At 69.0% G+C, this 4,272-nt stretch carries 6 protein-coding genes; 1 reads left to right on the top strand and 5 read right to left on the bottom strand.

The features are described from left to right. Nucleotides 1–202: Lrp/AsnC ligand binding domain-containing protein (locus JMF90_RS26575; RefSeq protein ID WP_201325626.1), on the top strand; the 202-nt coding region annotated here is incomplete at its 5' end. Here JMF90_RS26575 and JMF90_RS26570 read toward each other — a convergent pair. The 5 genes from JMF90_RS26570 to JMF90_RS26550 all read right to left on the bottom strand — a co-directional run. Continuing rightward, nucleotides 199–1,569, bottom strand: coding sequence for a dihydroorotase (locus tag JMF90_RS26570; protein WP_077177811.1), 1,371 nt, complete (start codon nucleotides 1,567–1,569; stop codon nucleotides 199–201). The two genes, JMF90_RS26575 and JMF90_RS26570, sit on opposite strands and share 4 nt — an antisense overlap. A gap of 3 nt (nucleotides 1,570–1,572) precedes the next feature. Further along, nucleotides 1,573–2,133: a carbonate dehydratase gene (locus JMF90_RS26565; RefSeq protein ID WP_012339359.1), complete on the bottom strand. Its 561-nt coding sequence runs from the start codon at nucleotides 2,131–2,133 to the stop codon at nucleotides 1,573–1,575. Continuing rightward, entirely contained in the window at nucleotides 2,133–2,711 is a 579-nt protein-coding gene (locus JMF90_RS26560) for a 6-carboxytetrahydropterin synthase (RefSeq protein ID WP_077177812.1), read from the bottom strand. The genes JMF90_RS26565 and JMF90_RS26560 overlap by 1 nt, the downstream gene beginning before the upstream one ends. After that, nucleotides 2,705–3,625, bottom strand: coding sequence for a GTP cyclohydrolase FolE2 (gene folE2, locus JMF90_RS26555; protein WP_077177813.1), 921 nt, complete (start codon nucleotides 3,623–3,625; stop codon nucleotides 2,705–2,707). The genes JMF90_RS26560 and folE2 overlap by 7 nt, the downstream gene beginning before the upstream one ends. Nucleotides 3,626–3,683: 58 nt before the next feature. Further along, a partial coding sequence (locus JMF90_RS26550) for a GTP-binding protein (RefSeq protein ID WP_201325625.1) occupies nucleotides 3,684–4,272 on the bottom strand: 589 nt, incomplete at its 5' end.

Below are 4,272 nucleotides of genomic sequence, written 5' to 3'. Positions count from 1 at the left end.
CGAGATGGAACACGCGCCCGAAGTGCTCGAATGCCATCTGATGGCCGGCAGCTACGACTATCTGCTGCGCGTGATCGCGAAGGATCTCGACGACTATCAGCGCTTTCAGATGGAAACGCTCACGCAGATCGAAGGCGTGCGCAACATCGAAACCGAGATCCCGCTGAAGCGCATCAAGCAGACGGTGAGGCTGCCGATCTAGGGGTCGAGAAACGTCACGGCCTCCCCGGCCGGTTGTCCGTTCAGCGCCTCGTCGCGCACGACGACCTGCCCGCGCACGACCGTATGCACGGGCCACCCCGTGACCGCACAGCCGTCGTACGGCGTCCACCCGCTCACGCTCGCGATCCATTCGTCGCGAATGATCCGCCGCGCGCGCAGGTCGACGATGCTGAAATCGGCGTCGTAGCCCGCCGCAATGCGTCCCTTCCCTTCGATGCCGAAAACGCGCGCCGGCCCGGCGCTGGTCAGGTCGACCAGCCGTTCGATGCTCAAACGGCCGGCCTGCACGTGATCGAGCATCAGCGGCAGCAGCGTCTGCACGCCGGTCATCCCGCTCGGCGACTGCGGATACGGGCGGCGCTTTTCGTCGCGCGTATGCGGCGCATGATCGCTGCCGATCACGTCGACCACGCCGTTGCGGACGGCCTGCCACAGCGCGTCCCGATGATGCCGTTCGCGCACGGGCGGATTCATCTGCGCGAACGTGCCGAGCCGCTCGTAGCAATCCGGCGCGTGCAAGCTCAGGTGATGCGGCGTGACCTCGACCGTCACGCGCCGCCGGTGCCGTGCGAGCAACGCCATTTCGTCCGCCGTGGATACGTGCAGCACATGCAGCCGGCGGCCCGTCTCGGCAGCCAGCCCGACGATGCGCCGCGTCGCGGCCAGCGCGCTTTGTGCGTCGCGCCAGCGCGGATGGTCGCGCACGTCGCCGCTCGCTTCCGCGATCGCCTTGCGCTCGCGCAGCCGCGCCTCGTCCTCCGCATGCACGGCCATGCGCCGCCGGCCGTGGCGCAATATCCGGCGCAACACGGTTTCGTCGTCGGCCAGCAGATCGCCGAACGAACTGCCCATGAAGACCTTCACCCCCGCGCAGCCGGGCAACCGTTCGAGCACCGGCAGCCGTTCGGCATTCACGGCCGAGCCGCCGATGTAGAACGCGTAGTCGCACCACGCGCGGCCGCGCGCGAGATCGAGCTTCGCGCTCAGATCCTGCTCGTCCAGCGTCAGCGGATGCGTATTCGGCATCTCGAAGATCGTCGTGACGCCGCCGAGCACCGCGCCGCGCGTGCCGGCCTCGAGGGTCTCCTTGTGCGTGAGCCCCGGTTCGCGGAAATGCACCTGACTGTCGACCACGCCCGGCAACACGTGCAAGCCGCGCGCATCGAGCAGCACGTCGGCGCTCCACACGCCGTGCAACGCGCCCAGCGCGACGACACGGCCGCCCGCGCACGCGACGTCGATCCGCTCGGCACCGTTGGGCGTCATCACCGTGCCGCCATGCACCAGCAGATCGGCGTGCCGCCGTGTCGATCGGTCGCCCGCTTCCTGTCGCAGCCGCTCGTCCATGCGTCAGAACTCGTTCTGGATCTGCTTGTAACCGAGCACCAGCGCATTGTTCGTCCGCGCGACGTCCTCGGAGAACTCGCTCGCATCGGCCGTCACCTGCGGCAGCGCGGCGAGATCGGTTTCCGGCCCGATGCGTTCGGTCGAGCGCACGTGGAAACCCGGCGGCAGGTGGCAGCCGTCGACGACCGCGTTGTAGCGCACCACGCAGCCGTCGTCGATCGTGCAGTTGAACAGTACGCTGTTGAAGCCGACGAACACGCCGTCGCCGACCGTGCACGGCCCGTGGACGATCGCGCGATGCGCGATCGACGTGTGCCGGCCGATCGTCACGCTCGCGCCCGATTTCGAATGGATCACGACGCCGTCCTGGATGTTCGAATGCGCACCGATCACGATCGGCGCGATCTGGCCGTCCGCATCGGTTTCGTCGGCGCGGATCACCGCGTACGGGCCGATGAACACGTTCTCCTCGACGATCACGCGCCCGCACAGGATGGCGGTCGGATCGACGAACGCGTTCGGATGAATGTGCGGCAGGTCGCCGCGCGGGTTCTTTCGGATCATCAGGATTCCTGCCGGGAAAGAGTATGGCCGCGCTTGAGCCGCTCGAACAGGCCGGGATCGCGCCACTGCGCGACGATGGCCGGCGCGAACACGATCGCGTCGAGGTCGATGCGGCCCATGCGCGGGTTGAATGCATCGTCGCGAAAGCACTGCGCGTAGCCGGTCTCGGTCTCGTGAACGATCACCGAATGCAGCCGCACGTCGGCTTCGCCGTTCGACATGCGCGTACCGCACAGCGCCGCATCGACGAGGCGAAAGAACACGCGCGAGAACTGCTCGGCGCTCGGCGACACCGGCAGCAGCACCCAGCGCTCGGAATGCCGGCGCATGCTTTCGACATAGCGCGGATCGTCGTCCGACCACAGCGTCACCGCGTGGTCGAACGCGTCAATCAGGTCGCGCACGTCGCCCTTGAGCAGCCCGAAGTCGTAGATCATCTGACCGTGATCCAGCGCATGGGCTTCGAGCAGCAGCTCGACGCGGTACGAATGGCCGTGGATCGAATGCGAGCAGCGCCGCGTGCTGCAGCCGCGCACGACGTGCGCATTCTCGAACCGGAACAGCTTGCGGATCAGCATGCGTCGGCGCCTTCGCGCAGCGGAGCGGCCCACGCCACCGCATCGTGCGGATGCAGGCTTTCGAGATGGCGCACCCGCACGCGCGGGCTCGCATGACGATCTTCGAGCGCGGCCTGCACGCGCCGCACCGCATCCTCGACGAACATCAGGTTGCCGCCGTTCAGCACCGCGAACGCCTGCTCGTCCGCGCGCTTGACGGCCGTCTGCACCGGCGTGCCGAGCGCCTGCTCGACGCGGTCGATCAGGTCGAGCAGCCCCAGCGTCGTGCCATCGGCAGGCAGCGCCACGCTGACGACGGCCTCGCTGCGCTGGCTGTGCGGCGTGGCGGCCGTCGCATGCCGTTTCAACCAGGCGGCGACTGCCGCCGGCTCCACGCGAGCCTCATGCCCGAATGCCGTCAGGAATGCCTGTTCGATCCAGTGCCGCGACAGCGCGGCCGAGCACGGGCACGTCGACGAATAGACGACCGTCACCTGCGCGCGCAGCGCGAACACATCGCCGGCCAGCGTCGCATCGAGACGCACCGGATAGGCCTTCCAGCCGGCCAGCCCCTCGGTCACGAGCGCCGTGCGGCGGGCCAGCAGGTCGAAGCGCAGCCGCACGCGCGCGCTGCGCGTCTCGCAGTCGCGGTGGCTGTCGACCATTGCGCGCAGCATGCGCTGCAAGCCGGCCGGCGACAGCGCTTCGCCGCCGGCGAGCCCGTCCAGCAGCCCGTGCAGCCGCGACATGTGGATGCCTTTCACCTGCGGCGCAGGCAGATCGACCTGCACGTCGGCACGCGCATGCACGTCGCGCCGGCAGCCGGGCTCCGCCACGACGACGGGCAGATCGATGCCCTGCATGCCGACCCATTCGAGCGGGCGGCGGCCCGGCGCGGCGTCGGTCAGGGAAATATCGGGAAGCGCTGCATTCATGCTTGAAATCCGGTGGAGCGCCTTCTCCATCCGGATCGATGCAGGCAGCGCGTTCAGGTCAGGCCCAGTCGTGAAACGGGTTGTCCCACGTGGTCCAGTGTTCGGGGCCGGCGGCCATCTCGGCATCGGTCAGCAGACACGCGTCGAAGCGCGCGCGCAGCGCCGGCTCGTCCATGTCCATGCCGATCAGCACGAGCTCCTGCCGGGCGTCGCCGACGTGCTCGTCCCAGCGCGCGCGGATCTGCGCGACGGCTTCGGCGTCCCGCGGCCAGCGCTCGGGCGGCACGGCCGCCCACCAGTGGCCGGCCGGCCCGTGCCGCGCGACCGCGCCGGCCTGCGACCACGAGCCGGCGACGGTCGGATGCGTGGCCAGCCAGAAGAACCCCTTCGAGCGGACGACGCCCGGCCATTCGCTCTCCACCAGATCGAAGAAGCGCTGCGGATGAAAGGGCCGCCGCGCGCGATAGACGAAGCTGCGGATTCCGTATTCGTCGGTCTCCGGCGTGTGCGTGCCGCGCAGCTCCTGCAACCAGCCCGGCGCGCGCGACGCCTCATCGAAATCGAACAGGCCGGTGTCGAGCACACGTTCCAGCGGCACCTTGCCGAATTCGGCGATCTCGATCCGCGCGCGCGGGTTCAGCCCGCGC

This window comes from Burkholderia sp. E168m23 (genome assembly GCF_016586125.1).
In the GTDB taxonomy this organism is placed as follows: domain Bacteria; phylum Pseudomonadota; class Gammaproteobacteria; order Burkholderiales; family Burkholderiaceae; genus Burkholderia; species Burkholderia orbicola.
This window is presented reverse-complemented; position numbering and strand designations above follow the sequence as displayed.